Origin of the sequence: Streptomyces lacaronensis (assembly GCF_047337785.1) — a bacterium.
Lineage (GTDB): Bacteria > Actinomycetota > Actinomycetes > Streptomycetales > Streptomycetaceae > Streptomyces > Streptomyces lycopersici.
This window is the reverse complement of record NZ_JBLHDK010000003.1, coordinates 6,229,672-6,254,112: the sequence shown is the minus strand read 5'-3', so window position 1 is coordinate 6,254,112 and position 24,441 is coordinate 6,229,672. Positions and strand designations below refer to the sequence as shown.

Annotated in this window: 26 protein-coding genes, 1 tRNA gene and 1 other RNA gene; 4 read left to right on the top strand and 24 right to left on the bottom strand. The window is 70.5% G+C overall.

The window, feature by feature from the left end:
* Positions 1–16: 16 nt before the first annotated feature.
* The gene (locus ACMTAK_RS27300) at positions 17–403 is read right to left on the bottom strand and encodes a VOC family protein (RefSeq protein WP_044573040.1); all 387 of its coding nucleotides are present in this window, start codon (positions 401–403) and stop codon (positions 17–19) included.
* 188 nt (positions 404–591) lie between these two features.
* The gene (locus tag ACMTAK_RS27295; protein ID WP_413808630.1) at positions 592–1,368 is read right to left on the bottom strand and encodes a VOC family protein; all 777 of its coding nucleotides are present in this window, start codon (positions 1,366–1,368) and stop codon (positions 592–594) included.
* A 373-nt stretch (positions 1,369–1,741) separates the two neighbouring features.
* On the opposite strand from ACMTAK_RS27295, the gene ACMTAK_RS27290 reads away from it, so the two are divergent.
* The gene (locus tag ACMTAK_RS27290) at positions 1,742–3,019 is read left to right on the top strand and encodes a cytochrome P450 (RefSeq protein ID WP_413808629.1); all 1,278 of its coding nucleotides are present in this window, start codon (positions 1,742–1,744) and stop codon (positions 3,017–3,019) included.
* A gap of 145 nt (positions 3,020–3,164) precedes the next feature.
* Here the strand turns inward: ACMTAK_RS27290 and ACMTAK_RS27285 are convergent, their stop codons facing one another.
* Positions 3,165–3,539, bottom strand: a complete 375-nt coding sequence (locus ACMTAK_RS27285) for a nuclear transport factor 2 family protein (protein ID WP_256651988.1) — start codon at positions 3,537–3,539, stop codon at positions 3,165–3,167.
* Between the two features lie 98 nt (positions 3,540–3,637).
* On the opposite strand from ACMTAK_RS27285, the gene ACMTAK_RS27280 reads away from it, so the two are divergent.
* Positions 3,638–5,518 carry a S9 family peptidase gene (locus ACMTAK_RS27280; RefSeq protein WP_413808628.1) on the top strand — a complete coding sequence of 627 codons (1,881 nt, stop codon included), beginning with the start codon at positions 3,638–3,640 and terminating at the stop codon, positions 5,516–5,518.
* On the opposite strand, the gene ACMTAK_RS27275 is transcribed toward ACMTAK_RS27280, so the two are convergent.
* From ACMTAK_RS27275 to ffs, 10 genes are all read right to left on the bottom strand, one after another.
* Positions 5,424–6,332: an SURF1 family protein gene (locus ACMTAK_RS27275; protein ID WP_413808627.1), complete on the bottom strand. Its 909-nt coding sequence runs from the start codon at positions 6,330–6,332 to the stop codon at positions 5,424–5,426. The two genes, ACMTAK_RS27280 and ACMTAK_RS27275, sit on opposite strands and share 95 nt — an antisense overlap.
* Positions 6,333–6,528: 196 nt before the next feature.
* Entirely contained in the window at positions 6,529–7,683 is a 1,155-nt protein-coding gene (locus ACMTAK_RS27270) for a DUF4232 domain-containing protein (protein ID WP_413808626.1), read from the bottom strand.
* A 101-nt stretch (positions 7,684–7,784) separates the two neighbouring features.
* On the bottom strand, positions 7,785–8,360 hold the full coding sequence (locus tag ACMTAK_RS27265) for a SigE family RNA polymerase sigma factor (protein WP_030829843.1): 576 nt from the start codon (positions 8,358–8,360) through the stop codon (positions 7,785–7,787).
* Between the two features lie 423 nt (positions 8,361–8,783).
* The gene (locus ACMTAK_RS27260; protein ID WP_413808625.1) at positions 8,784–9,875 is read right to left on the bottom strand and encodes an aspartate-semialdehyde dehydrogenase; all 1,092 of its coding nucleotides are present in this window, start codon (positions 9,873–9,875) and stop codon (positions 8,784–8,786) included.
* Positions 9,872–11,152 (bottom strand): aspartate kinase, encoded by a 1,281-nt coding sequence (locus tag ACMTAK_RS27255; RefSeq protein WP_137978606.1) that lies wholly within the window; start codon positions 11,150–11,152, stop codon positions 9,872–9,874. The genes ACMTAK_RS27260 and ACMTAK_RS27255 overlap by 4 nt, the downstream gene beginning before the upstream one ends.
* 364 nt (positions 11,153–11,516) lie before the next feature.
* Positions 11,517–12,182, bottom strand: a complete 666-nt coding sequence (locus ACMTAK_RS27250) for a DUF5063 domain-containing protein (protein ID WP_413808624.1) — start codon at positions 12,180–12,182, stop codon at positions 11,517–11,519.
* Positions 12,175–12,774, bottom strand: a complete 600-nt coding sequence (gene recR / locus ACMTAK_RS27245) for a recombination mediator RecR (protein WP_020870189.1) — start codon at positions 12,772–12,774, stop codon at positions 12,175–12,177. The genes ACMTAK_RS27250 and recR overlap by 8 nt, the downstream gene beginning before the upstream one ends.
* A 235-nt stretch (positions 12,775–13,009) precedes the next feature.
* Positions 13,010–13,345, bottom strand: a complete 336-nt coding sequence (locus ACMTAK_RS27240) for a YbaB/EbfC family nucleoid-associated protein (RefSeq protein ID WP_020870188.1) — start codon at positions 13,343–13,345, stop codon at positions 13,010–13,012.
* A 129-nt stretch (positions 13,346–13,474) separates the two neighbouring features.
* The gene (locus ACMTAK_RS27235) at positions 13,475–16,165 is read right to left on the bottom strand and encodes a DNA polymerase III subunit gamma and tau (protein WP_413808623.1); all 2,691 of its coding nucleotides are present in this window, start codon (positions 16,163–16,165) and stop codon (positions 13,475–13,477) included.
* Between the two features lie 71 nt (positions 16,166–16,236).
* An RNA gene (gene ffs, locus ACMTAK_RS27230) (signal recognition particle sRNA small type) lies at positions 16,237–16,333 on the bottom strand.
* Between the two features lie 73 nt (positions 16,334–16,406).
* Between ffs and ACMTAK_RS27225 the strand changes: the two genes are divergently transcribed.
* Positions 16,407–16,494: transfer RNA gene (locus ACMTAK_RS27225), tRNA-Ser, on the top strand.
* Positions 16,495–16,573: 79 nt separating this feature from the next.
* Here the strand turns inward: ACMTAK_RS27225 and ACMTAK_RS27220 are convergent.
* From ACMTAK_RS27220 to ACMTAK_RS27170, 11 genes are all read right to left on the bottom strand, one after another.
* Entirely contained in the window at positions 16,574–17,812 is a 1,239-nt protein-coding gene (locus ACMTAK_RS27220) for a tyrosine-type recombinase/integrase (RefSeq protein ID WP_413808622.1), read from the bottom strand.
* 10 nt (positions 17,813–17,822) lie between these two features.
* Complete coding sequence (locus tag ACMTAK_RS27215; RefSeq protein ID WP_086710467.1) at positions 17,823–18,059, bottom strand: excisionase family DNA-binding protein; 237 nt, start codon at positions 18,057–18,059, stop codon at positions 17,823–17,825.
* Positions 18,052–19,347, bottom strand: coding sequence for a replication initiator (locus tag ACMTAK_RS27210; protein ID WP_413808621.1), 1,296 nt, complete (start codon positions 19,345–19,347; stop codon positions 18,052–18,054). Before ACMTAK_RS27210 ends, ACMTAK_RS27215 begins: the two co-directional genes overlap by 8 nt.
* 162 nt (positions 19,348–19,509) lie before the next feature.
* Complete coding sequence (locus ACMTAK_RS27205) at positions 19,510–19,806, bottom strand: hypothetical protein (protein ID WP_413808620.1); 297 nt, start codon at positions 19,804–19,806, stop codon at positions 19,510–19,512.
* Between the two features lie 33 nt (positions 19,807–19,839).
* Positions 19,840–20,025 carry a hypothetical protein gene (locus ACMTAK_RS27200; protein ID WP_413808619.1) on the bottom strand — a complete coding sequence of 62 codons (186 nt, stop codon included), beginning with the start codon at positions 20,023–20,025 and terminating at the stop codon, positions 19,840–19,842.
* A gap of 13 nt (positions 20,026–20,038) precedes the next feature.
* On the bottom strand, positions 20,039–20,224 hold the full coding sequence (locus tag ACMTAK_RS27195; protein ID WP_344316434.1) for a mobile element transfer protein: 186 nt from the start codon (positions 20,222–20,224) through the stop codon (positions 20,039–20,041).
* Between the two features lie 11 nt (positions 20,225–20,235).
* On the bottom strand, positions 20,236–20,862 hold the full coding sequence (locus ACMTAK_RS27190) for a DUF2637 domain-containing protein (RefSeq protein ID WP_413808618.1): 627 nt from the start codon (positions 20,860–20,862) through the stop codon (positions 20,236–20,238).
* A 24-nt stretch (positions 20,863–20,886) separates the two neighbouring features.
* Positions 20,887–21,096, bottom strand: a complete 210-nt coding sequence (locus ACMTAK_RS27185) for a hypothetical protein (protein WP_413808617.1) — start codon at positions 21,094–21,096, stop codon at positions 20,887–20,889.
* An 80-nt stretch (positions 21,097–21,176) separates the two neighbouring features.
* The gene (locus tag ACMTAK_RS27180; RefSeq protein ID WP_413808616.1) at positions 21,177–22,553 is read right to left on the bottom strand and encodes an FtsK/SpoIIIE domain-containing protein; all 1,377 of its coding nucleotides are present in this window, start codon (positions 22,551–22,553) and stop codon (positions 21,177–21,179) included.
* A gap of 5 nt (positions 22,554–22,558) precedes the next feature.
* Positions 22,559–22,909 (bottom strand): SCO3933 family regulatory protein, encoded by a 351-nt coding sequence (locus tag ACMTAK_RS27175; RefSeq protein WP_030836282.1) that lies wholly within the window; start codon positions 22,907–22,909, stop codon positions 22,559–22,561.
* A gap of 184 nt (positions 22,910–23,093) precedes the next feature.
* Positions 23,094–23,879 carry a GntR family transcriptional regulator gene (locus tag ACMTAK_RS27170; RefSeq protein ID WP_413808615.1) on the bottom strand — a complete coding sequence of 262 codons (786 nt, stop codon included), beginning with the start codon at positions 23,877–23,879 and terminating at the stop codon, positions 23,094–23,096.
* 111 nt (positions 23,880–23,990) lie between these two features.
* On the opposite strand from ACMTAK_RS27170, the gene ACMTAK_RS27165 reads away from it, so the two are divergent.
* Complete coding sequence (locus tag ACMTAK_RS27165; RefSeq protein ID WP_413813001.1) at positions 23,991–24,398, top strand: NUDIX hydrolase; 408 nt, start codon at positions 23,991–23,993, stop codon at positions 24,396–24,398.
* Positions 24,399–24,441 lie beyond the last annotated feature (43 nt).

Here is a 24,441-nt window from a genome sequence, read left to right as displayed (position 1 = left end):
CCCCGGACCACTCGGACTACTCTTCGTTGCCGTACGGGCGAGTGATGATCTCCATGCCATGACCGGCCGGGTCCATGAAGTACAGCCCGCGCCCGCCATGATGGTGGTTGATCTCGCCCGGCTGCTTCAGATGGGGATCGGCGTAGTACGTGACCCCCTGCTCCCGGATCCGCCCAAAGGCCGCGTCGAACTCCTCGTCCGAGATGAGGAACGCGTAATGCTGCATGACGATCGACTCGCCGGGAATGGTGGCGAAGTCCAGGGTGACACCATTACTGGTCTCCACCGGAACGAACGGGCCCCATTCCTCTCCCACCTCAAGGCCAAGAATATTCGCCAGGAATTCCGCGGATTCATGGTTGTCCAGAGAATGGACGATCGTGTGATTCAACTCGACAGACACTGTGGAATGCCTCCGTAAGGCAATCTCACGGGCACCTCCATGCCTCACCCAGCCGGTGACCGACACGCGATGCCGTACTTCCGATCGTAGGCGCCGACGCCTACGGCCGTCGAGGGCCTCAGCCCCAGTCGAGGGCCCCAGCCCCGTCGAGGGCCTCAGCCCCGTCGAGGGCTCCAGCCCCCTCCCCCTCAGCCACAACCGCCAGGATCCCCGTCCGCGGGTCCTTTACGCACGGCCGCCACGCTGAAGATCCCGCCCTCAGGGTCGCGCAGCGCCGCGACGCGCCCATAGGGAGTGTCGGCCGGCAGGGAGATGACGCCGCCGCCGAGCTCCGCGGCGCGTTCGGCGACCTCGTCGACGTCCTTCACGCAGAAGTAGACCCGCCAGCGGGGCCGGACGTTCGGGTCCGGGGCGGCTTCGATGGCGCCGCCGCGCAGCCCCGCGACGGCCTTACCGTCGATATGGAGGACCACTCGGTCGTGTTCGAAGCGGACGTCGCAGCGCTCCCGCCCCTGGGTGTCCCAGCCGAAGACCTGACCGTAGAAGAGCGCCGCCTCGAAGGCGTCACGGGTGCGCAGCTCCAGCCATACGGGCGCGCCCGGCCTGCGCTCGCCCCACCAGGCGGAGGTCAGATCGCCCTCCCAGATGCCGAAGTTGGCCCCGTCCGGGTCGGCCGCCCAGGCCACCCGGCCGCTGCCGAACTCCAGCGGCCCGACCGCGACCGTGCCGCCGCGCTCCTGGACGCGCGAGGCCACCTCGTCCGCGCTGTCCGCCGCGAAGTACGTGGTCCAGATGACCGGCAGGGTCACCCCCGCCGAGGGCGACGAGGCGCCGATGCCGACAGTCGGTACGCCGCCCTCGGTGTACGCGATGGTGTAACGGCCGTGACCCTGCCGGGTAGGGCGGAAGCCCCAGCCGAAGAGCTCTCCGTAGAAGTGGTGCGCGCGGTCCAGATCCGCTGCCATCAGACTCACCCAGCAGGGCGCGCCCTGGACAGCACGGAACCTCTCCCGCAAGGCCGCTCACCTCACTCATATCCCTGGGGGCGCCACAGACGTCCCGCAGGCAGCCGTCATCGATCGGACCTCACGCCCGATATCTACACTTTCCTCCGATTTCACGGCCAGCGCCACCTTGGTACGCACCGGCGCGTTGATGCCACCCGTGCGCCCTCCGGCGTGCCCACCTGTGTGCCCATCGGCGTGCCCACCCGTGTGCCCATCGACGTGCTCCCGAGTGCCCGCACGAGGGGGCGCACACGCTGTTGTGGCGCATCACACCGGGGCGCGTCCGGCATCGGAGCACGGCCACCCGGGCGCGGCAGGGCAGTATTGCGCCATGTCGAATCTCCGCTCAAACATCGTCGCCTGGCTGGGCCGCAAGTACTTTACGAGAATTCAGAAGAACGGCTTCGACTTGTCCAAGATGTCGTTCCTCCCGGACGCCACACTGGCACCACTGAGGCGCGACGGCCTCGACCCCATTGCCGATCTGTCCCGAACCAGGGCAAAGGAACCCATCAGTAAGATATGGCTCCCTTTCGGGATCAATGCCTGGCTTGTCACCGGATATGACGAGACCAAGGCGGTGCTCGGAAAGGCGAAGGGGTTCAGCTCCGATTTCACCAACCTCGCGGAACGGAACATCGGCGTCGCCCCGCAGCAGAATCCGGGAGGTCTCGGCTTCAGCGATCCACCGACGCATACGAGACTGCGACGCCTGCTGACGCCCGAATTCACCATGCGGCGGCTCAGCAGGCTCACCCCGCGCATCCACTCCATCGTGGAGGAGCGGCTCGACGAGATGGCCGCGGCCGAGGGTCCGGTGGATCTCGTGCAGTCGTTCGCGCTTCCCATTCCCGCGCTGGTCATCTGCGAACTGCTCGGTGTGCCGTACGAGGACCGCGACGACTTCCAGCGCCACAGCACGGCGCGGTTCGACCTCTTCGACGGGGCGAACGCCTCCTTCGGCGCGATGTCGGACTCCCTCTCCTATCTGCACGGGATCGTGCGGAAGCAGCGTGAGACGCCCGGCGACGGGCTGCTCGGCATGCTAGTGAAGGAGCACGGCGACGAGCTCGACGACCATGAACTGGCCGGGCTCGCCGACGGGGTGCTGACCGGCGGTCTGGAGACCACCGCGAGCATGCTGGCGCTCGGCACGCTGGTGCTGCTCCAGGCCCCCGAGCAGTTCGCCGCGATACGTGACCAGGACGAGGTCGTGGACCCGTTCGTGGAGGAGCTGCTGCGCTATCTCACCGTGGTGCAGGTGGCCTTCCCGCGGTTCGCCCGCGAGGACATGGAGATCGCGGGCACCCGGATATCCGCCGGTGACCTGGTGCTGTGCTCACTGAGCGGGGCCAACCGGGACGAGAAGCTGGGCCCGGACATGGAGCGGGTCGATCCGCACCGGCAGGCCCCCTCTCATCTGGCCTTCGGCTACGGCATCCACCGCTGCATCGGCGCCGAGCTGGCCAAGATGGAACTCCGGGCCGCCTACCCCGCGCTCATACGGCGGTTCCCGGCGATGCGGCTCGCGGTACCGGCGGAGAAGCTCTCGTTCCGGAAGCTCTCCATCGTCTACGGCGTGGAGGAACTGCCGGTGTTGCTGAAGTAGTCGAGCCCGGGGAGGGGGCGGGGCGAACGGGAGGGGCAGGGGGCGGGAGGGGCAGGGGGCGGGAGGGGCAGGGGGCGGGAGGGGACCGGTATCGGGCGTCCGGTATCGGATATCGGGTATCCGGCATCGGATGTCGGGAGGGTATTCAGAAGCGCTCGACCAAGTGCTCGCGCTCACGCGGGGGCTCGTACGACGTCGGCCAGAAGTCGGTGATGGTCTGGATCCGGCCGTCCGCCGAGGCGGTGAAGAAGCTGATCGCCTGCGTCTCCTCCTCGTCCACGCTGAAACTCACCCAGGAGACCGCCTGATCGCCGTCGGTGATGACGCGCTCGACCTCCAGGCTCCACTCGCCCACGTGCTCCGCGTTGAAGCGGACCACGCCGTCCCGGCCGAGCACCCGCTCGCGGGTCTGCGGCAGCTCGTAGCGGACGTCGTCGGCGAGGGTGGCGCCGAATGCCCGCCAGTCCCTGGCCTGGGCCGTTGCCCAGTACGTCTCCACCGTCGCGCCTATGTCGGCCATCAGCTCCCCCTCGGTGTGCGGCCTGGCGTCCATCCCGCCGGGAACGTTATCCACAGGCGCGGGACGACGCCAGCGCGCATGTCGGGGTGCGGCGCAGAATGGTGGGCATGACTGAGAGCACGGAGTCCATGCCGGACTGGGAAAAGCGCTTCCGGGCGCCGCGAGTGGGGCTGCCCGACTGGGCGGAAGACGCCCCGGACCACTCGCTGTTCGTCTCGAACGCCACGGGTACGTACGAGCTGTACGCATGGGACCGGGCCACCGGTGCCCAGCGGCAGGTCACGGACCGGCCGAACGGGACGACCGACGGGGTGCTGTCGCCGGACGGCCGGTGGATCTGGTGGTTCTCGGACACCGACGGCGATGAGTTCGGGGTGTGGCTGCGCCAGCCGTTCAGCGGCGGCGCCGGCGCGGGTGACGAGGGTGACGAGGGTGACGAGCGCCCGGCCGACGAGCCCGCGACCCCGGGCCTGGAGCCCTCCTACCCCGCGGGGCTCGCGCTGGGCCGCGACGGCACGGCGGTCGTCGGGCGGTCCACCGACGAGGACGGCTCGACCATCCATGTGGTGCGGCCGGGCGGCGAGTCCGAGGAGATCTACCGGCACCGCGAGTCCGCCGGAGTGGGCGATCTCTCACATGACGGGACGCTGATCGCGATCGAGCACACCGAGCACGGCGACGCGATGCACTCGGCGATCCGGGTCCTGCGGCCGGACGGGACGGCCGTCGCGGAGCTGGACGACACCAAGGGCGGCACGGAGGAGCTGGGGCTGTCCGTGATGGGCTTCGCGCCCGTCGAGGGCGACACCCGGCTGCTGGTCGGGCATCAGCGGCGCGGCCGGTGGGAGCCCATGGTGTGGGATCCGACGACCGGTGTGGAGACCGCGCTGGCGATCGACCTGCCCGGTGACGTCGGGGCGGACTGGTTCCCGGACGGATCGGCGCTGCTGGTCGAGCACAGCCATCAGGCCCGCAGCGAGCTGTGGCGGTACGACCTCGCCTCCAGCGAGCTGAGCCGTCTGGAGACCCCGGCGGGCACGATCTCGGGCGCCACGGCGCGGCCGGACGGCACGGTGGAGTTCCTGTGGTCGTCGGCCGAGAAGCCGCCCCAGGTGCGGTCGACGAGCGGGCGGACGGTGCTGGACCCGCCCGGTTTCACCGCCCCGGAGTCGGTGCCGGTCACCGACGTCTGGGTGGACGGCCCCGGTGGGCGGGTGCACGCGCTGGTGCAGAAGCCCGCGGGCGAGGGCCCCTTCCCCACGGTCTTCGACATCCACGGCGGGCCGACCTGGCACGACAGCGACGCCTTCGCGGCGGGCCCCGCGGCCTGGGTGGACCACGGCTTCGCCGTCGTGCGGGTCAACTACCGCGGCTCCACCGGCTATGGGCGGGCGTGGACGGACGCGCTCAAGCACCGGGTCGGGCTGATCGAGCTGGAGGACATCGCGGCCGTGCGGGAGTGGGCGGTGGCCTCCGGGCTCGCCGACCCCGAGCGGCTGGTGCTGGCCGGCGGCTCCTGGGGCGGCTATCTCACGCTGCTGGGGCTCGGGACCCAGCCGGCTTCCTGGGCGCTGGGGCTGGCCGCGGTCCCGGTCGCGGACTATGTGACGGCCTACCACGACGAGATGGAGGCCCTGAAGGCGATGGACCGCACCCTGCTGGGCGGCACGCCGGAGGAGGTGCCGGAGCGGTTCGAGGCGTCGTCCCCGCTGACCTATGTGGATCAGGTGCGGGCGCCGGTCTACATCTCGGCGGGGGTGAACGACCCGCGCTGCCCCATACGGCAGATCGACAACTATGTGGAGCGGCTCGAGCGGCGCGGCACCCCGCATGAGGTCTACCGCTATGACGCGGGGCACGGCTCGCTGGTCGTCGAGGAGCGGATCAAGCAGTTGCGCTTGGAGATCGAGTTCGCTCGGCGTCATCTGGGCTCGGGTCCGCACCCGGCGCCGTCGGAGCCGTCGGCTCGGGCGGCGTGATGCCGAGGGCCAGATCGCGGGCCGTCTCGGCCTCGCGGCGGAACAGCCGGAACCACATGAAGACCACGAAGCCCGCGAAGACGAACCACTCACCGGTGTAGCCCAGGTTCTGGAACGCCTTGATGTCGAGCCCGGTGCCCTCCGCCGCCGTGGGGGGCACCGGCTTCAGGGCCCCGGGAGCCTCGGCGGAGGTGACCCAGGCGTCGTACACCTGGTACGGCACCAGGTTGACCAGGGAGGCGGCGCTGATCATGCCCAGCTGACCGCGGGGGAGGCCGCCGCTCGCGCTCACCCCGTCGCCGCCCTGGTGCTCGGACGCCTGCAGCGCACCGGTGACGGTCACCTCGCCGGAGGGGGGCGCGGGCACCTTGGCGGTGGCCGCCGGATCGTCGGCGTCGCCGGGGAGCCAGCCGCGGACGACGGGCAGCGCCTTGGCGCCGTCCTCGGCCGCGTCCTCGCCCTCGCCTCTGGCTCCGTCCTTGCCCTCATCCACGCGCAGCAGAGTCAGCACATAGAAGCCGTCGCGGCCGTCCAGCCGCCGGTCGGGCACGAGGAGTTGATGTGCGGTGTCGTATCGGCCGGTGGCGGTGGCCCGCTCCCCGGAGGTCTTCGCGGTGACCGGCAGCAGATCGCCCAGCGGCCGGGCCGCGGCCTTCCGCTCGGCGGACGCCTCGTCCTGCTGCTGGTTGTGCGTGTTGACACGCGTCTCGAAGCGGCTGAGCTGCCAGCTGCCCATGAAGAGGCAGACCGGGATCGCCAACAGGGTGAACACGTTGATCACCCACCAGCGTGGGGTCAGCAGAAACCGATACACACCCCCACGGTACGGGCTTCGCGTCCCGGCCCCGGCGGCGGGGCCGCCCCACAGAGCCCCGTGCCACGGCCCCAGGACGCCCGCAGGGCGCGCCCGGACCGCCGCCGCGGGGCCTCCTGGGCTCAAGGCCCCGGGAGGCCGCTGCTCCGCGGCTCCGGAGAGACGTCGGCGGGCCTTGGCGGGAGGGCGGTGGGCTCTAGGAAGCCAGCAGACCGGTGCGGTAGATCGTTCCGGCGCAGGCGCCGCCGATCGTCACGCTCGCCGCGGCCGGGTCGCCCGCCTCCGGTGTGTGACTGACCAGGACGCTCCCGTCCTGCGGCTCACCGCCACCGCCGCCCGGGGTGCCGCCCGGATCATCAGTGCTGGGGTCGTCCTGCGGTCCGTCCTGGGCCGAGTCCGTGGACGGGTTGGGAGTCGGGGTGCCGGTGGTGGAGCAGCCGCTGGTGCCGCCGCCCGACGCCGGGATCCAGGCGAACTTCACCTCGTACGCCTGGCCGGGCTTGAGGATGAGCGTGCCCGGCTGGATGGAGGGGTCGGGCAGCCCCGCCGCCGCGTCCCCCGCCGTATGGTCCACGACCAGGATCCGCGAGGCGTCCGCGCCGCCCTGGGCACTCGCGCCCACCGAGCCGCTGCCCTCGACCGTGCAGGCCCGGTCCGAGACGTTCACGACGCGGAACGAGCCGTAGACCCGCCCCTCGGCGTCGGCCGCTCCGACCGATCCGGCGCCACCGCTGGTGAGCTGGGCGCGGCCGCAGGTGGGGGAGGTGGCGTTCAGCGTGTTGGTGGGGTCGGGCGCTGTACCGCCGGAGCCGCCGTCCTCGCCCTTAGGCGGCTTGTCCTGCCCCTCGTCCTTGCCCTTGTCGCCCTTGTGCTCCTCGACCGTGTCGGACGGCCCGTCGGCGTCCTTGCCGCCGCTGCCCTCGCCGTGCCGGCCGCCGCTGGTCTCAGGGGTGCGGTGGCTGCTGGCGGCGTTGGCCGGGCGGTCGTTCGAGTTGTCGCTGGTGGTCGCGACGTGCACGAGCGCCGGTACGGCCGCGCAGCCGAGCACCAGCGCCGCAGTGGCCCCGACCAGGGCCTGGCGCCGCCGCGCACGGCGGGCGGGCACGGCGCGCCGCAGATGGTCGAGGGACTCGGGGGACGGCTCGAGTTCGTCGACGGCGCGGTGCAGCAGCCGCCGCAGCGCCTCCTCGTCCTCACCGCCGGGCTCGTCGTCGTCCAGCTGAATACGGAGGGGCGTCGCCCGCCCCGGCTCGGCCCCGGCGGACTCCCCGTCCGCCGTGGACTCCACGTCCGCCGTGGACTCCGTGGACTCCGCGGTCTCCGCGGACTCCGTCGCCTCAACCGGCTCCATGGGCCCCGTGGTCTCCCTGGACTCCGCCGGCTCTCTGGATTCCGGCTCGTGGCCGTGTCGCCGACCGGAATCCCCCGGGTCCGGCGCAGATGTGTTGTGGTTCATGCCGGAGCCTCCATGGCGACGCGGAGCGCCGCGATGCCGCGCGAGCCGTACGCCTTGACCGAGCCGAGCGAAATGCCCAGCGTCTCGGCCACCTGGGCCTCGGTCATATCGGCGAAGTAGCGCAGCACGAGAACTTCGCGCTGACGGCGCTGAAGTCCCCTCATCGCCTTGATCAGTTGATCGCGTTCCAGCTGTTCGTACGCCCCCTCCTCGGCACTGGCCATATCGGGCATCGGCTTGGAGAGCAGCTTCAGCCCGAGGATGCGCCGACGCAGCGCGGAGCGGGAGAGATTGACGACCGTCTGCCGCAGATAGGCGAGGGTCTTCTCGGGATCCCGGACTCTCTTGCGCGCCGAGTGCACACGGATGAACGCTTCCTGCACGACGTCCTCGCAGGACGCGGTGTCGTCGAGCAGGAGCGCGGCGAGACCGAGCAGCGACCGGTAATGGGCGCGATAGGTCTCGGTGAGGTGATCGACTGTGGTGCCCGCTGCCATCGCGTCGTCAGTGTCCTCGCGCCCTGTTGTGATGTGCGCGGGGCGGGCCGTCGGCCATGGCGCGATCACCGGCATGCCACCTGGGGCACGCGGGGGGCGTACTGCCGCGCCGCCATGCCCTGGAACCGTTGCGATGCCGAATACCTCTGCCACGCCTGTTGGACACGCCGCCCCCTGTCAGGGTTGTACGCGTGAGGCACCGCTTTTGACGATGCGTTGAATGCCCCCATGCGCACCAACTCTTCCCCCAATGCCCCAGTTATCCCAGCACCCACTGCGGGGCGGCTGGAAAGACGCTCCCCGCCCACTGCCGGTTGCAGCGAGCGGGGAGCGAATACGTCGATCACATCAACGGCCCAGCTCAGCTGGTCCAGGCCAGTGACACGCGCACAGGATATTCACAATCTGCCGGACGACGCACCGGTGAAACGTCACTTTAAGACGATCGCTCACGTTACGGCGCCCCGGCCCCCTCTTAACCCCGTGGCAGGCCCTGGGTCACCGCACGGCGGTCCCGCCCGCCAGCTCGGCCGCGACGACCTCCGCGATCTGCGCGGTGTTCAGCGCCGCACCCTTGCGCAGGTTGTCGCCGCAGACGAACAGCTCCAGCGCCTTCGGATCGTCCAGCGACCGCCGCACCCGGCCGACCCAGGTGGGGTCGGTGCCCACGGCGTCGGCGGGCGTCGGGAACTCGCCCTCCGCCGGGTTGTCGCACAGCACCACCCCCGGGGCGCCCGCCAGGATCTCGTGCGCCGCCTCGACCGTCACCTCGTTCTCGAACCGCGCGTGCACGGCCAGCGAATGCGTGGTGATCACGGGCACCCGTACACAGGTCGCGGTGACCCTCAGCTCCGGCAGCCCCAGGATCTTGCGGGACTCGTTCCGCACCTTGAGCTCCTCGGAGGACCAGCCGTCCTCCTTGAGCGAACCGGCGAACGGCACCACATTGAGCGCCATCGGCGCCGGGAACGGCCCGGTGTCGCCCACCGCCCGCCGTACGTCGCCCGGGTGGGTGCCCAGCTCCGTACCGGCGACCAGCGCGATCTGCTCGCGCAGGGCGTCGATGCCTTCTTTGCCCGCGCCGGAGACCGCCTGGTACGAGGAGACGATCAGCTCGCTCAGCCCGAACTCGGCGTGCAGCGCGCCCATCGCGACGATCATCGACAGGGTGGTGCAGTTGGGGTTGGCGATGATGCCGCGCGGGCGGACCCGGGCCGCGTGCGCGTTCACCTCCGGCACCACCAAGGGGACATCGGGGTCCATCCGGAAGGCGCCGGAGTTGTCGACGGCCACCGCGCCCTTGCTCGCCGCGATGGGCGCCCACTGCGCCGAGACCTCGTCGGGGACGTCGAACATCGCGACGTCGACGCCCTCGAACGCCTCCTCGCTCAGCGCGACGACCTCGACCTGCTCACCCCGGACGGTCAGCTTCCGGCCGGCCGAGCGGGGCGAGGCGATCAGCCGGATCTCGCCCCAGATGTCGGCGCGCTCGGAGAGGATCGAGAGCATGACGGTGCCGACCGCGCCGGTGGCCCCGACGACCGCGAGGGTGGGCTTGTCGCCACCGCCGGCACCGCCATGGCCGGTCATCGTCCGGTCCCTCCGTAGACCACCGCTTCGTCGGTCTCGCTGTCCAGGCCGAAGGCGCTGTGCACGGCCACGACCGCGTCCTTCACATCGTCGGCGCGGGTGACGACCGAGATGCGGATCTCGGAGGTCGAGATCAGCTCGATGTTGACCCCGGCGTTCGACAGCGCCTCGAAGAAGGTCGCGGTGACCCCCGGGTTGGTGCGCATACCGGCACCGATCAGGGAGATCTTGGCGATCTGGTCGTCGTAGCGCAGCGAGTCGAAGCCGATCAGCGACTTCGCCTTGGTCAGCGCCTCCATCGCCCGGTGGCCGTCCGTCTTCGGCAGTGTGAAGGAGATGTCGGTCAGCCCGGTCGACGCGGCGGAGACGTTCTGCACCACCATGTCGATGTTGATCTCGGCGTCGGAGATGGTGCGGAAGATGGCCGCGGCCTCACCCGGCTTGTCCGGCACCCCGACGACCGTGACCTTGGCCTCGGACGTGTCGTGCGCGACTCCGGAGATGATCGCCTGCTCCATGCCTTCTTCTCCTTCTCCCGCTTCCGGCCGATTGCGCACCCAGGTGCCCTGGTGACCGGAGAAAGACGACCGTACGTGAATGGGGATGGTGTACCGGCGCGCGTACTCCACGCAGCGCAGGTGCAGCACCTTGGAGCCGCTCGCGGCGAGCTCCAGCATGTCCTCGTACGGAATCTCGTTGATCTTGCGAGCCTTCTTCACCACGCGCGGATCGGCGGTGAACACGCCGTCCACGTCGGTGTAGATCTCGCACACCTCGGCGTCCAGGGCCGCGGCCAGCGCGACCGCGGTGGTGTCGGAACCGCCCCGGCCGAGGGTGGTGATGTCCTTGCTCTCCTGGGACACGCCCTGGAAGCCCGCGACGATCGCGACCGCGCCGAGTTCGAGCGCGTCACGGATGCGGCCCGGTGTGACGTCGATGATCCGCGCTTTGTTGTGAACCGCGTCGGTGATGACTCCCGCCTGGCTGCCGGTGAACGACAGCGCCTCGTGACCGAGGTTTTTGATCGCCATCGCCAGCAAGGCCATGGAGATCCGCTCTCCCGCGGTCAGCAGCATGTCGAACTCGCGCCCAGTAGGAATCGGGGATACCTGCTCGGCGAGATCGATCAGCTCGTCCGTCGTGTCGCCCATCGCGGAGACCACGACGACCACCTGGTGGCCGTTCTTCTTGGCTTCCACGATTCGCTTGGCGACCCGCTTGATGCCTTCGGCATCGGCAACGGAGGAGCCTCCGTACTTCTGCACGACAAGGCCCACGTGCGCTCCTCGCAGCTCTCAATAATGCGGTCGGCTCAGTCTAACGAGCGGCCGGAATACGCCCTCCCAATATCACATAGCGAGACGAATGCCCCGCAAAGTGATCAGGGGACGACGACGGGCGTCACACGGCGCACGTCCACGCATCCGCGAGATTCCCGCATCCCTCCCACCCGCTCAGCGACGAACCCTGCCCGCTTACCGCGGAAGCACACGGGAACGTAACCCAGCTCACAGGATCCAGCGGCCTGGCGGGCCCTCCGGCGAACCGTCCGGCTGATCGGCCCACAGGCTGCCCGACAGGCCGTCTCGAGTGCTCCTCAGCGTGGCCCCGAGCACTTCTCAGCGCGGTCCCGAGCGCTCCTCAGCGCGGCCCCGAGCGCAGCCCGAGCGGTCCCGCGATCTCCGCCGCCATGACCCGGCCGGCCTCCTCCGCGAGCTCCTCGTCACCGCCCGCGTTGCTGTCCGTGTCCAAGCCGTCCAGCTCGTCCAGCGGGCTGTCCAGCCGTACGTGCGCGACCAGCGACTGCAGCGCGCGCAGGGCCGCCGAGGCGGTCGTCCCCCAGTTGGAGAGGTACGAGAACTGCCACCACCACAGCGCCTCGCTGATCCGGCCCTCGCGGTAGTGCGCCATTCCGTGCCGCAGATCGGTGACGATCCCGGCCAGGTCGTCGGAGATCCGGCAGGCCACGGGCTGGCTGCGCGGCACGTACGGGTCGAAGACCTCCGAGTAGATGTCCACCGGCTCCAGCAGCTGGGCGAAGCGCTCACGCAGCTCGTCGACGTCCGGCTCCGGGCCGACGTCCGGTTCATACCGCTCGTCCGGGACGAAGTCCTCGTGCGCGCCGAGCCGGCCGCCCGCGAGAAGCAGCTGCGACAGCTCGAGCAGCAGGAACGGCACAGCGCTGTCCGGCTCGTCCCCCTTGGCGACTTCGGTGACCGCGACGATGAAGCTCTCGATCTGGTCGGAGATCTGGACCGCGAAGTCGTCCGGGTCCGGGTGGGCGTCGTGCAGCGTTGCGTCAGACATCGAGAAGTCTTCTCCCTTCGAAGGCACGACCCAGCGTGACCTCGTCGGCGTACTCCAGGTCTCCACCGACAGGGAGGCCGCTGGCCAGGCGGGTGACCTTCAAACCCATGGGCTTGATCATGCGCGCGAGGTACGTGGCGGTGGCTTCGCCCTCCAGATTCGGATCGGTGGCCAGGATGAGCTCGGTGACCGTACCGTCCGCGAGCCGCGCCAGCAGCTCCCTGATCCGCAGATCGTCCGGGCCCACGCCCTCGATGGGGCTGATCGCCCCGCCGAGCACGTGATAGCGGCCCCGGAACTCACGCGTCCGCTCGATCGCGACAACGTCCTTCGGCTCCTCGACCACGCAGATGATCGCGGGGTCACGACGGGGGTCCTGGCAGACGCGGCACTGCTCGGCCTCGGCGACGTTCCCGCAGACAGCACAGAACCGCACCTTCTCCTTGACCTGCGTCAGCGCTTGCGCGAGACGCCGGACATCGGTGGGCTCGGCCTGCAGGATGTGGAAGGCGATCCGCTGCGCGCTCTTGGGACCGACGCCGGGCAGCCTGCCCAACTCGTCGATGAGGTCCTGGACCACGCCCTCGTACACGCCTTCATCCAATCTCGCGCCGACACGCGGTGGCCGTACTTCACATGAATATTCGGTTGCGCCGTGCCCTCACGGCCAGGGGGCGTCACGCTCTTGCGGCCGGGCCGCCGCGACTCCTACGCGGTCGCCGCGACTCCTGCGGTCGGACCCGGGTAGTTCGAGAAGCCGGGGAATCCGAGACCCCGGGGGAATCCGAGACCCTGGGGGAACCCGAAGACTCCGGAGAACCCGGAGGTCAGAACGGGAGCCCGGGCATACCGCCCAGCCCCTGGGCGAGCGGGCCGAGCTTCTGCTGCTGGAGCTCCTGCGCGGCGTGGTTGGCGTCACGGACGGCCGCGACGACCAGATCCGCGAGGGTCTCCGTGTCCTCAGGATCCACGGCCTTGGGGTCGATGACCAGGCCCTGCAACTCACCGGAACCGGTCACGGTCGCCTTCACCAGGCCACCGCCCGAGGAACCCTCGACGTGAGTGCGGGCCAGCTCCTCCTGGGCCGCGGCGAGGTCCTGCTGCATCTTCTGAGCCTGCTGCAGCAACTGCTGCATGTTCGGCTGGCCACCACCGGGGATCACGGCTTCGCTCCTGGCGCTCGACAGTCGTTCTCTTCGATAGCCCGAGCCTACGTGCTCCCAGAGCGCCTTGCTCTACGCCGTACGGAGGAGACGCGGCGACGTGAGACACGGGTGCGGGGCCCACGCCTCCTACTCGTTGACGATCTCCTCGATCACCGTGGCACCCAGCTCGCGGACGATCAGATCGTGCCCGCTCAGCGCGGTGTCGTCCAGATCCGGGTCGTCCTCGGCCGGCATGTCGTCCTCGATCGAGACCCGCGGCGGCTCGGGCTCGCGGTACGCCGCCTCGGGGGGCGGGCCCGCGTCCGCGGAGCCGGATGGCGCGGAGGACGTGGAGGGGGCGGCCGGGGGCGGGGAGGCGGGAGCGGGCCGGGGCGCGGACTGGCGGGGCGGGGCGGACTGACCACCGCCGCCGAAGCCGGGGCCGCTTCCACCGCCGAAGCCGCCACCGCCGGCGGCACCTCCGCCACCGGTACCGGCACCGGCTCCGCCTCCGCCGTAGCTGCCGCCTCCGCCGTAGCCGCCGGGACCGCCCTGGCCACCGGCGCCACCAGGACCACCAGCACTGCCGAAGCCGCCCGGACCGCCTGGGCCGCCTGGGCCACCTGGGCCGCCGCCCTGCTGTCCGGTGCCGCCCGAGGGGTCGACGATCGCCTCGATCCGCCACTGCACCCCTATGGCGTCCTGGAGCGCCTGCCGCAGGACGTCCTCGCTGCCGCCGCCCACAAAGCTGTCGCGCGCGCCCGCGTTGGAGAAGCCGAGCTGGAGGGTGGTGCCGTCGAAACCGGACACCGTCGCGTTCTGGCTCAGCAGGATCCAGGTGAAGCGGCGGCGGTTCTTGACCGCCTCCAGGATGTCCGGCCACATCTGCCGCACCTGGACGGCACCTTGCGCCATGCTCGGCGCGCCCGGCGCCGGTGCCGAGGGCGCGGGTGCACCGGGCGCGGGGCCTGCGGTGGGGGCAGAAGGCGTGGTCGGGGCACTCGGGGTGGTCGGCGCGGAGGGCGTCGCGGGGGTCTGCGCGGAGGGGCCGCCGCCCTGCCCCGGCGCGGTGGCCGTGGGCCAGCCGCCGGGCTGCCGGGCGGGCGCCCCGGCACCCTGTCCACCGCCACCACCAGGGGCACCACCGCCGGCACCGCCCGCACCGGACGCGCCACCGACACCGGCACCGGCACCGGCACCGGCACCGGACGGTCCGCCCGCACCGGAAGCCCCGGATCCGGGCGTGGAGGCGGCAGGCCAGGCCCCGGGCCGCGATCCCCCGCCCTCGGCGGCCGGGGCCTGGGCACCTGACGGCCACGCTCCGGGCCGCTGCCCGCCACCGTCCTCCGCGGGCGCGGCCGCGGCCGGTGCGCCGCCCTGCCGTCCACTGTCCACGGCGCCGCCCTGGCCACTGTCCGCGGCGGGCCGCGCCCCGGCAGGCCACCCACCGGGCGCCTCGCCACTCCCCGCACTCTCCGGTGGCTGCCCCTGACCGGGCCCGCCCCCGGCCATAGCCGCACGCGCGGCGGCCGGACCGGACGGCCCACCGGCGGGGGGACCGACGGGAGCGTGAGCGTCAGGCCCCGGTACATACCCCATGGCAGGCCCGGGCCCCCCAACGCCACCGCCGCCGCCACCGACACCGCCGGCACCGGCTCCGCCGCCCAGGCCGCCCGCGAGGGCCCCGCGCTCCAGCCGCTCCAGCCGCGACTGGACGGACCGCTCATCGTCGAAGGCGGCGGGCAGCAGCACTCGGGCGCAGATCAGCTCCAGCTGGAGCCGCGGCGAGGTGGCACCGCGCATCTCCGTAAGCCCCTCATTGACCAGGTCCGCCGCACGGCTCAGCTCGGCGCCGCCGAAGACCGACGCCTGCGCCTGCATCCGCTCCACCACATCGGCCGGGGCGTCGATGAGCCCCTTCTCCGCCGCGTCCGGCACGGCGGCGAGGATCACCAGATCGCGCAGCCGCTCCAGCAGATCGGCGACGAAGCGCCGGGGGTCGTTGCCCCCCTCGATCACACGGTTGACGACCTCGAACGCCGCCGCCCCGTCGCTCGCCGCGAAGGCGTCCACGATCGAGTCCAGCAGCGAGCCGTCCGTATAACCGAGCAGCGAGGTCGCCATGGCGTACGTCACGCCGTCGTCGGCCGCGCCCGCGAGCAGCTGGTCCATCACCGACATCGAATCCCGCACGGACCCGGCCCCGGCCCGCACCACCAGCGGCAGCACCCCGTCCTCGACCGGAATCGCCTCGTGCCCGCAGACCTCGCCCAGATAGTCGCGGAGCGTCCCGGGCGGCACGAGCCGGAACGGATAGTGGTGCGTACGCGACCGGATCGTGCCGATGACCTTCTCCGGCTCGGTGGTCGCGAAGATGAACTTGAGGTGCTCCGGGGGCTCCTCGACCACCTTCAGCAGGGCGTTGAACCCCGCCGAGGTGACCATATGGGCCTCATCGATGATGTAGATCTTGTACCGACTGGACGCGGGTCCGAAGAACGCCTTCTCCCTCAGCTCACGGGCGTCGTCCACACCACCGTGCGACGCGGCGTCGATCTCGATCACATCGATCGACCCCGGCCCGTTCCGCGCGAGGTCCTGGCACGACTGGCACTCGCCGCACGGCGCCGGGGTGGGGCCCTTCACACAGTTCAGACAGCGGGCCAGGATGCGCGCACTGGTCGTCTTGCCACACCCGCGGGGACCGCTGAAGAGATACGCGTGATTGACCCGGTTGTTGCGCAGCGCCTGCTGCAGCGGGCCGGTGACATGCTCCTGCCCGATGACCTCCGCGAAGGTCTCGGGGCGGTAGCGGCGGTACAGCGCGAGGGACGACACGCTTACGACGATATCGGGGACCACGGACAACGGGCCCCCACCCGTATCCCCACAGCCCTCCCCCCACAGACGCAAGGGGCCCCTCACGCACCCGCCAGAGCTCACTTACCCTTGCTGCCTTCCGGCCCTGGGGGAGTTCGGTGAGATAGCGCCACGTGAGGGGCTGGCCCCCACCCTAGCGGATAGACCGGGGTGGGAACGAGTTCGCAAGCACTCCCGATCGTCTTGTAGAGTCTCCAGCGGAGGATTCGCCTAGAGGCCTAGGGCGCACGCTTGGAAAGCGTGTTGGGGGCAACCCCTCACGAGTTCGAATCTCGTATCCTCCGCCAGTGCCTCACCGGGCACGATGTCGAAGGGCCCCACCGTTCGCGGCGGGGCCCTTCGGCGTTCTCCGTCTCAGTTTCCGTCTCAGTCGGCTTCGGGGAGTTCCCAGAGCGCGCCTCCGACTTGCTGCGCGACCTTCCGCAGCATCGGCCCCGTCACGTGCATGTACCGGGCCCGCATCCGCGCCGCTCCCCCGGGCTCCCATCCCATGATCGCGTCGACCACGACATCCGGGACGCCGAGCAGCAGGAGGACGGTCGCGGCGGTGTGACGAGCGTCATGGAGACGGCCGTCCCGTACCCCCGCGTCCCGAAGCAGCCGCTTCCAGACGTGATAGTCGGTGTTCGGGCTGAGGGGCCCGCCGGTCGGCGAAGCGAAGACATACCCCTTTCCCTCCCAGTCAGCACCGGCCTCGGCCCGTTCCCTCTCTTGCTCCTCCTGGTGCTGGCGGAGGAGTTTGATCAGCGGGTCTGGCAGGCCGACCGTACGCCGTCCGGCGCGTGATTTGGTGCTCTTGTGCTCCCGGCGGGTCTGCTGGCGTTGAGGGCAGTAGCCCGCCTTTCGCCCGCACGGATCATCACCGCAGCCGTGCGCGTACCTGGGCCGCAACCGGTTCTTACGGATGCGGACGTATCCCGCGTCCAGGTCCACGTCTTCCCAGTGCAGCCCCAGCGCTTCCCCTTGCCGGAGGCCGAGCGCCAGGGCGACGACCCAGCGAGCGCTGTTACGGAGCTTGGCCGCCTCCACCAGCAGACTCTGGACCTCTTCGATCGAGTACGGCTCGATGTCCTCTTCTTCGAGGCGCGGCGCCTTGGCGATCTCGGCCACGTTGGTGGGGATGTGCCCGCGCCGCACCGCCTCACCGAGGGCGACCCGGATCGTCCGATGGACGTGGTGAGCAGTGCCGGCCGCGCTCCCGGATTCCTGCATCTTCCGGTAGAAGCGCTCCAGGTGCTCGGGCTCCAGTCGATCGAGCTTGTGGGCGCCGAGGCCCGGCACCAGGTGCACCCGCACATCGACCTCATACCCGTCGTAAGAATTCTCGGAGACGTACGGCTTGGCGATGTTCTCGACCCAGTGCTCCAGCCAGGCTTGGACGGTCCAGCTCTGGCCCGGCTTCCTGAGCTTCTTCTCATCGCGCGCCCGCTCCATCTCGCGAACGGCCTTGGTCACCTCGGCCTTGGTCTTGCGCTCGATATGACGGCGGTCGGGCCTACCGTCATCACGAACGCCGACCGTCACCCGGCCGTGCCATTTCCCATCCTTGCCGAGGTAGATGGACGAGGCGCCATTGGGCTGCCGGGTGCGCTTCCCCTCTGCCATACCCTCCCCCTTATGCCGCTTCGGCGGATCGGTTACGCAGCTTGGCCACGTAGGCCGGTACGGCGTCGGCAGGCACCCGGCGCAGCCGCCCGACCGTCACCGATTCGATCTCTCCGGCGAGGACGAGCCGGAAGCACGTCGTACGCCCGATACGAAGCCGCCGAGCCGCCTCCTCGACGGTCAAGAGCGCCAAGGACGGGTCAGCATCGGTCTCCAACACGACGACATTGGACCGGGACTCAGCCACGGGTCGGTTCTCCTTCCGTTCCAGGAGCGGGGGTGATAGTGGCGGTCAGCCATTCCTCGGCGGGGGTGAGGCCGGTACCGGCGTAGACCCAGTGGGCGAGGACGAGCGTGGTTTCTTCCTGCTCTGGCTGAGCCGCTGCGGCTTGGGCGCGTCGCCAGGCGGCGCGGGCGTCGCGGAGTGCGCCGAGGGTGGTGGAGTAGCGGCGTGATTTGGTGGAGAAGTGGCCCCGGAAGCCGAGCATGTGGGCCCAGGCGCGGAGCCGGAGGTGTTCGAGGTCTTTGCGGGCGCCGAGGGCCCAGGCGGTGCGGATGAGGCGGCGGGTGTGTTCGGGGACGTCGAGTTGGGCGAGTTCGGCGATGAGGCGTATGGGCCGGTCGAGGGCTCCGGTCGCGGTTTCGGCGCCCTTGGTGGCGTACTTGGCGATGTACGCGGCGACCGCCCGGTCGGTCAGTGCCGTTCCGCCGTCCAACTCGGGCCCACGAATGGGCCGTACATCAAGCTGACGACCGAAGGCGAAGCGGTGGGTCCGGCCGTCGATCACCGGCCCTTTCACCTCCGCTTTGGCTGCGGCAGCGCGGATCGCGTCGGTCAGCAGATCGGTGGTGGCCCAGGCTGGCGGCGGGGTGTCGCCCCCTTCCGGGCCGTCGAGCCGGATGACGGCGTGGAAGTGGACGGCGCCGCGTTTCTGGTACTCGGCGACCTTGGCGAAGGACAGCCGGGCGTGGTTACGGAAGGCCCGCTGCGTGAGTCCGGCGCGCTTGGCGACCTCCCGCCGCAAGTAGATCGAGAACCGCCGCCACAGCAGACCCGCATGAGCGTTCCAGAGCACCGCGGATTCATAGTCGTACCGGTCCGGATCGAGCGGAGTACCAAGCGCATCGTCCTCCTGCTCGTGGTGGACACGGCACCGGCACAGACGGCGGACACCGGCCGGGCCAGTGGGCCGGTTGTGGACGGGCCCGAAGCTGGGTGCGGTGAAGGTGGCGAAGACGCGGGGGTGCGTGGCGACCTCCTCGGGGGTGCCTTTGCCGCCGCGTAGTCCGGCGGTGATCAGGTGGAAGGTGTCGCGCCGGTAGGTCTCGGCGCAGGCCGGACAGCGGGTCACGCGGCGGTTGTTGCAGCGGACCAGGAGCTGCCCGGCGGGCAGTTCGGTGGAGTTCAGGTGGTGGAGGATGCGGCCGATCTCTCCGGTGTCGCGGTTGAGGTGGTGTTCGGTGCGGTGGCCGTCGAGGCGGATGGGGTTGGTGCAGCCGCCGAGGCCGGAGAGTTGGCGGAGTAGTGCGGGCATGGTGCCGAGTGCTGCCAGGGCGCGGAGTTGGGGCAGCGGTGGCGGGGTGGTGCGGGTGATGATGGGGTCTCCTCTTTCGGCTCTTGGGTCGGGGAGGGGTGGGCTGCCGGGGCGGCGGATGCTTGGCGGTATGAGGCCGCCCCGGCAGTCGTGTGATGTGGATCAGCTGCGGCGCTGGCTGGCCAGCAGCGAGCGCATGACGACGGCGGCCACGGCGACGGAAACGGCCGTGACAGCAACAGCGGCGAGTAGGGCGGTCAGGACGATGCCGACCGTGACCACGGCGCCGACCGTTCCGGCGTTGAGCCCGCTCAAGACCCCGGCCGGTCGAGCTGGAGCGGGCGCGTGGGCGTGCTGGCAGGAGCAGGCCGGAGGGTGACTGTGCTGGGCCGTCGGAACGGCGGTGGGCACGTGGACGATCGACGGCGTGGGGGCCTCGGGGTACTTCGGACGGAACACGGCGACCTCTTCTCAGCTACTCGTCTAGTCGTGTTAGCGGTTGACGGAGTCGACGCCGGAGCGCGTACCGGACTCCACGGACGGCGCGATGCCGGTGTGTGCGAGCCAGAAGCCGAACAGTGCGATCACGACGGCGACCCACAGGCGGACGCCCATGAACTTGATCGCGATCCAGGCGACGGCGCCGAGGACGAGGACCAGGGGCAGGCTGACGGTCACGGGCGATCTCCTTTCAGCGGATGGGGCAGCGGTGCGTACGGGCGGCCAGCTCGGCGGCAGCGCGGGTGTCGTAGTCGGCGGAGAAGTCGCAACGGGGAGCGGTGCACACGGCGGTGTGCTTCACGCGCCCGCGTTGGTCGTTGGCGGTGCCAACACGGACCGGGCCAACGCGCAGGATGTTGCGGAAGCGGCGGAGCACGGTGGACTCCTTCAGAGGCGGGATGCGATGGCGTCGGCCAGCGGCGCCGGGACGCCGAGGCGGGCGCGCAGGGTGTCGGGGTCGATGGGCGAGCCGGTACGGGCGTGGTGGTCTTCGGCGAGCTTGCGCGCGTGATTCACCAGCGCGGCCGGAACATGCAGCGCGGGCTGCTTCGGCTCAGGCTCCGCGTCAGCGGGTGGTCCAGCGGTTTCCGGTGCGGCCGGGACCGATACGGCTTCAGCACGTTCGGCCAGGGCCGACGCGGTTTCGGGTGCTGGTGTGGTGTGGGCGAGGAGCGTGCCGCCGAGGAAGGCCACGGCTGGCCATCCGGCGACGAGGATGCGCAGCCAGGCCGGTACGTTGCCCAGGTCGAGCAGTCCGGCGGTGGCGATGTTCGCCCCGAGGGACGCGGCCAGGGCGACGACGAACCAGCACCAGCCCGCCGCCTTGGACGCCCCCGACCGGAGCCGCTTCCAGGCCGCTACAAGCAGCAGGTCGACGGAGACCGGATAGGCCCACGCCTTCCACCCGTGCTGTCCGGCCGCCGAGGCCAGGTCATGCAGGTGGGCGAAGGACAGCGCGGCGGCGATGACCGCTTGCACCAACACCGCGTCAACCCGCGCCAGATGAGCGCGCATGGGTAGGTACTCCTTCCGGTTCGGTCAGCCGCCCGCCGTGAGTTCGTCAGCGCGTGCGCGAGCGGTAGCGGCGACCTCAGCGGCTTCGACGTCATCGGGCTGGGCGGCGGCGATGCGCTCCAACAGGTCGGCTTTGCGGTTCATCAGCTCGGCGCGGCTCCCGGTCCCGCGTGTGCGGAAGTCGGCCAGGTCGGCCAGGAGCGCGGAGACCTCGGAGATGGTGGGACGGGACACAGGGACTCCCTTTCGGTTTCAGGCAGGCGGGGGTAGGGACACGGCGCGATGCGGTCGCGCCAGCCGTCAGACGGGGTGGATTACTCGGCAGCCGGAAGCGGCTTGAGCAGGGACGCCGGAGCGCTCACCGGTACGGCCGGCACGTCCGGCCGGAACGGCTCCAGCGCGGGCAGGTGCGGAGCGAGGTGAGCGGTCTCGCGGCACACTTCGGCCGCGTCACTCAGCGACAGGTACGGCGTGCGGATGCGGGACCAGCCGCCGGAGGTGTCCCCGGCGACCGCGAGGCCGGGCCGTTCGGGAGCGATGGCGCAGGCCGCACCGACTGCCTCAGGGGCGATGTCGCCCAACGCCATCTTGGCGGAGGCTTCGTCGTTCACGCGGTGGCAGACCCGGCCGGTCAGCTGAGCCCGCAGCATGGTCGCGCCCTTGCCCAGCTCGGCGCCGAAGCGCTGCCCGCAGACCTCCAGGTAGATGCCTGCCGCGCGGCCGAGTTGGGCGAGCCGGATGAGCTGGGTGACCATCTCATCCCGCCGTTCCTCATCCTTCCGAGTGGCGACCAGGAACAGCTCGGCCACCTCGTCCACGAGCAGCACCACCGGCACCGGCCGCTCATCCTCCGGCAGCCCCCAGATGTCAGAGGTGATCTCCTCGTCCGGGGTGCTGGGGGCGATGCCCTGCCGGGCCTTGATCAGGTCGTACCGGTCCTCCATCAGCCCGACGAGTACCGGCAGCAGCTCCGCCGCCTGCACAGGGTCAGTCGCCAACGCCGAGAGCCGTGGAGCGAACGGCGCCAGTTCCACACCCCGTTTGCAGTCGATCCCGACCAGCGCGACCGGCTGTGGTGCGAGCCCGGCGATCAGATGCCGCAGGAACATCGACTTGCCCGACAGCGTGGCGCCCAGCGTCAGTTGGTGCGGGATGGTCCGGTAGTCCCGGATGAACGGCGTCGCGTCCTCCCGCAGCGCCACCGGCACCTTCAGGAAGCCACCCGCAGCCTTCCGAGGCATCCGAACCCTCCGCAGCACGTCGAAGCCGATGAGCCGCAGCTCGACCACGCCCGGCTTGATCTCCTCGACGTACACGCCGTGAACGCCCCAGGCATGCCGCAGCCGCTCGCACGAGGCCGCCACGTCCGCAGGTTCCTGCCCCGGCGCCAGCCGCAACCGGACCCGTAGGCCGGTCGAGGTAGGCCGAATCAGTCCCCGGCGCGGAGGCACCGGCCGCACTTCTCGGTGCGTGAACGCCTGGATCGCCCAGGCCCGCAGTCGCGACGGCGGGACAGTCAGCCCGCACGCGTCCATCACGGACCCGTATGACCCCAGCAGCCGGGCAGTCGAGATGGGCATCCCGATCGTGGACCAGTAGGCGGCCGGGTGCCGGGCCCGGAGGTAGGCGGCCCCGCCGACCGTCGCGGCGACCGGGCCACCCACCTCCATCAGCGTCATGACGTCAGTCATCAGGTTCAGGCCCCCGCACCGACGGATATGGCGGCCGGGGCGATGGCCTCGGCCCGGAAGGCGATGCCGTGCCGCTGCTGCCCGTTGAAGACGGTGTCCCAGGGCCGGGCGATCAGGCCGATCAGCGTGACCGGGGAACCGAGGGCCAGCCCCTCCGTAACGCCGCTCTCCGGCACGGTGACCTGAAGCAGCGAGGATTCCCCGCCGTCGATGTACACGACGCCGAGCCGCATCAGCGTCTCGCCGCTCTGCGCGTCCTTGGCGATCTCGCCGGTCTGCCGGTCCTTCACCTTCGGCTCCGGCGCCTCGGTCAGCAGAACCGTGGCGCCAGAGGTCTCAACTCGGATGGAACGCAACTACTTCTCCTCATCTCGCATCCAACCCACCTACTTGTGTAGATGAGTTGCGCCCTTCGAACCCGAACGAGCGGGAACGGGGACCACCATGCCACACAGATTGCCCACTCGTCTATACGAGTATGCATCTTCGTGTGTACGAGTCAGAAGAAGCAGCCCGGGGCCACCACGCCCCCGTCATGCGTCAGTTGGCGGGGAGCTGGTAGGCGAGGACGTACGCGTCGGCGGCCATCACGGTGTCACACACCTCCACCGCCCGCCCCTCACTGTCGTAGGCGGTCCGGACGAGATGGATCACCGGCACCCCGGAGGCGAGCTGGAGCGTACGCACCTCGGCCGGGGAGGGCATACGGGCCCGGATCTCCTCATCGAAGTGATCCAGGCGGTGCCCCATCTCCTCCAGCCGGGCGTAGATACCACCGGGGCCGGGGTTGGGCTGGGCGATCGGAGTGTTGCGCGCGAGGTCGAGCGGCAGATAGGAGGTGGCGAACTCCACCGGCCGCCCGTCCAGCAGGTACCGCCGCCGCCGGGCCAGCACCTTACGAGGCGAGCCGAGCCGGGCGGAGATGTCCGGCGACGGCCGCTCTTCCTTCACCTCCAGGCTGTCGACTTCCGGACGGCTTCCCGCCGCTTCCGCCTCCACGGTGAAGGCAGCCTTCCCCTGATCCCGATGCCGCCGCGCGAACCGGTCCGAGGCCAGCCGCCGCACAGGCGGCCGGGGCCGCACGAAGACCCCCTTGCCATGCTCAGACACAGCCAGCCCCTCTTGCTGGAGCAGCGACAGAGCGTTCCGCACGGTCATCCGCGAGACACCGAAGTGCTCGACCAGCTCAGTCTCCGACGGCAGCTTGTCCCCCTCGCGGAAGCGGCCCTTGTCGATCGCTTCCCGCAGCGCATCGGCGATCTGCCGGAACACCGCCCGGTCGCTCGTCGGGTCCAATACACCCAGAACGGAAGTCAGAGAAGGCATGTGCACATACTCCTTTAGGTATCTAGACGAGCGGCTGACCCGAATTGCTACGGTGGAGAGCCTAGCCAGCCGAGAGGGCCGAGGAACGTGAGCACTGAGCGCCCGCACTCCGTGAGCGTCGCCGGAGTCATCGTCGACGACGCGGGCCGTGCGCTGCTGATCAAGCGACGCGACAACGGTAAGTGGGAACCGCCCGGCGGCGTGCTCGAACGCGAGGAAACCATCCCCGACGCCCTGCAACGGGAAGTCCTCGAAGAGACCGGTATCAAGATCGCGCATCCCGCGACCCTCACCGGCGTCTACAAGAACATGACCGGCCTGATCGTCTCCATGGTCTTCCGCTGCGAGGCGATCGACGGCACACCGACCACCGGAGCGGAAACCCGCGCACTGCGCTGGGCCACCCGCGACGAGATCACCGAGCTCGCCGACGAGGCATACGCGATCCGCGTCCTGGACGCGCTCGACAACACCAGCCCGCCGGCCATCCGCGCCCACGACGGCGTACGACTCATCTAGCACGCACCCACGACCCATAGCCCCTACCAGCACGAAGGAACTT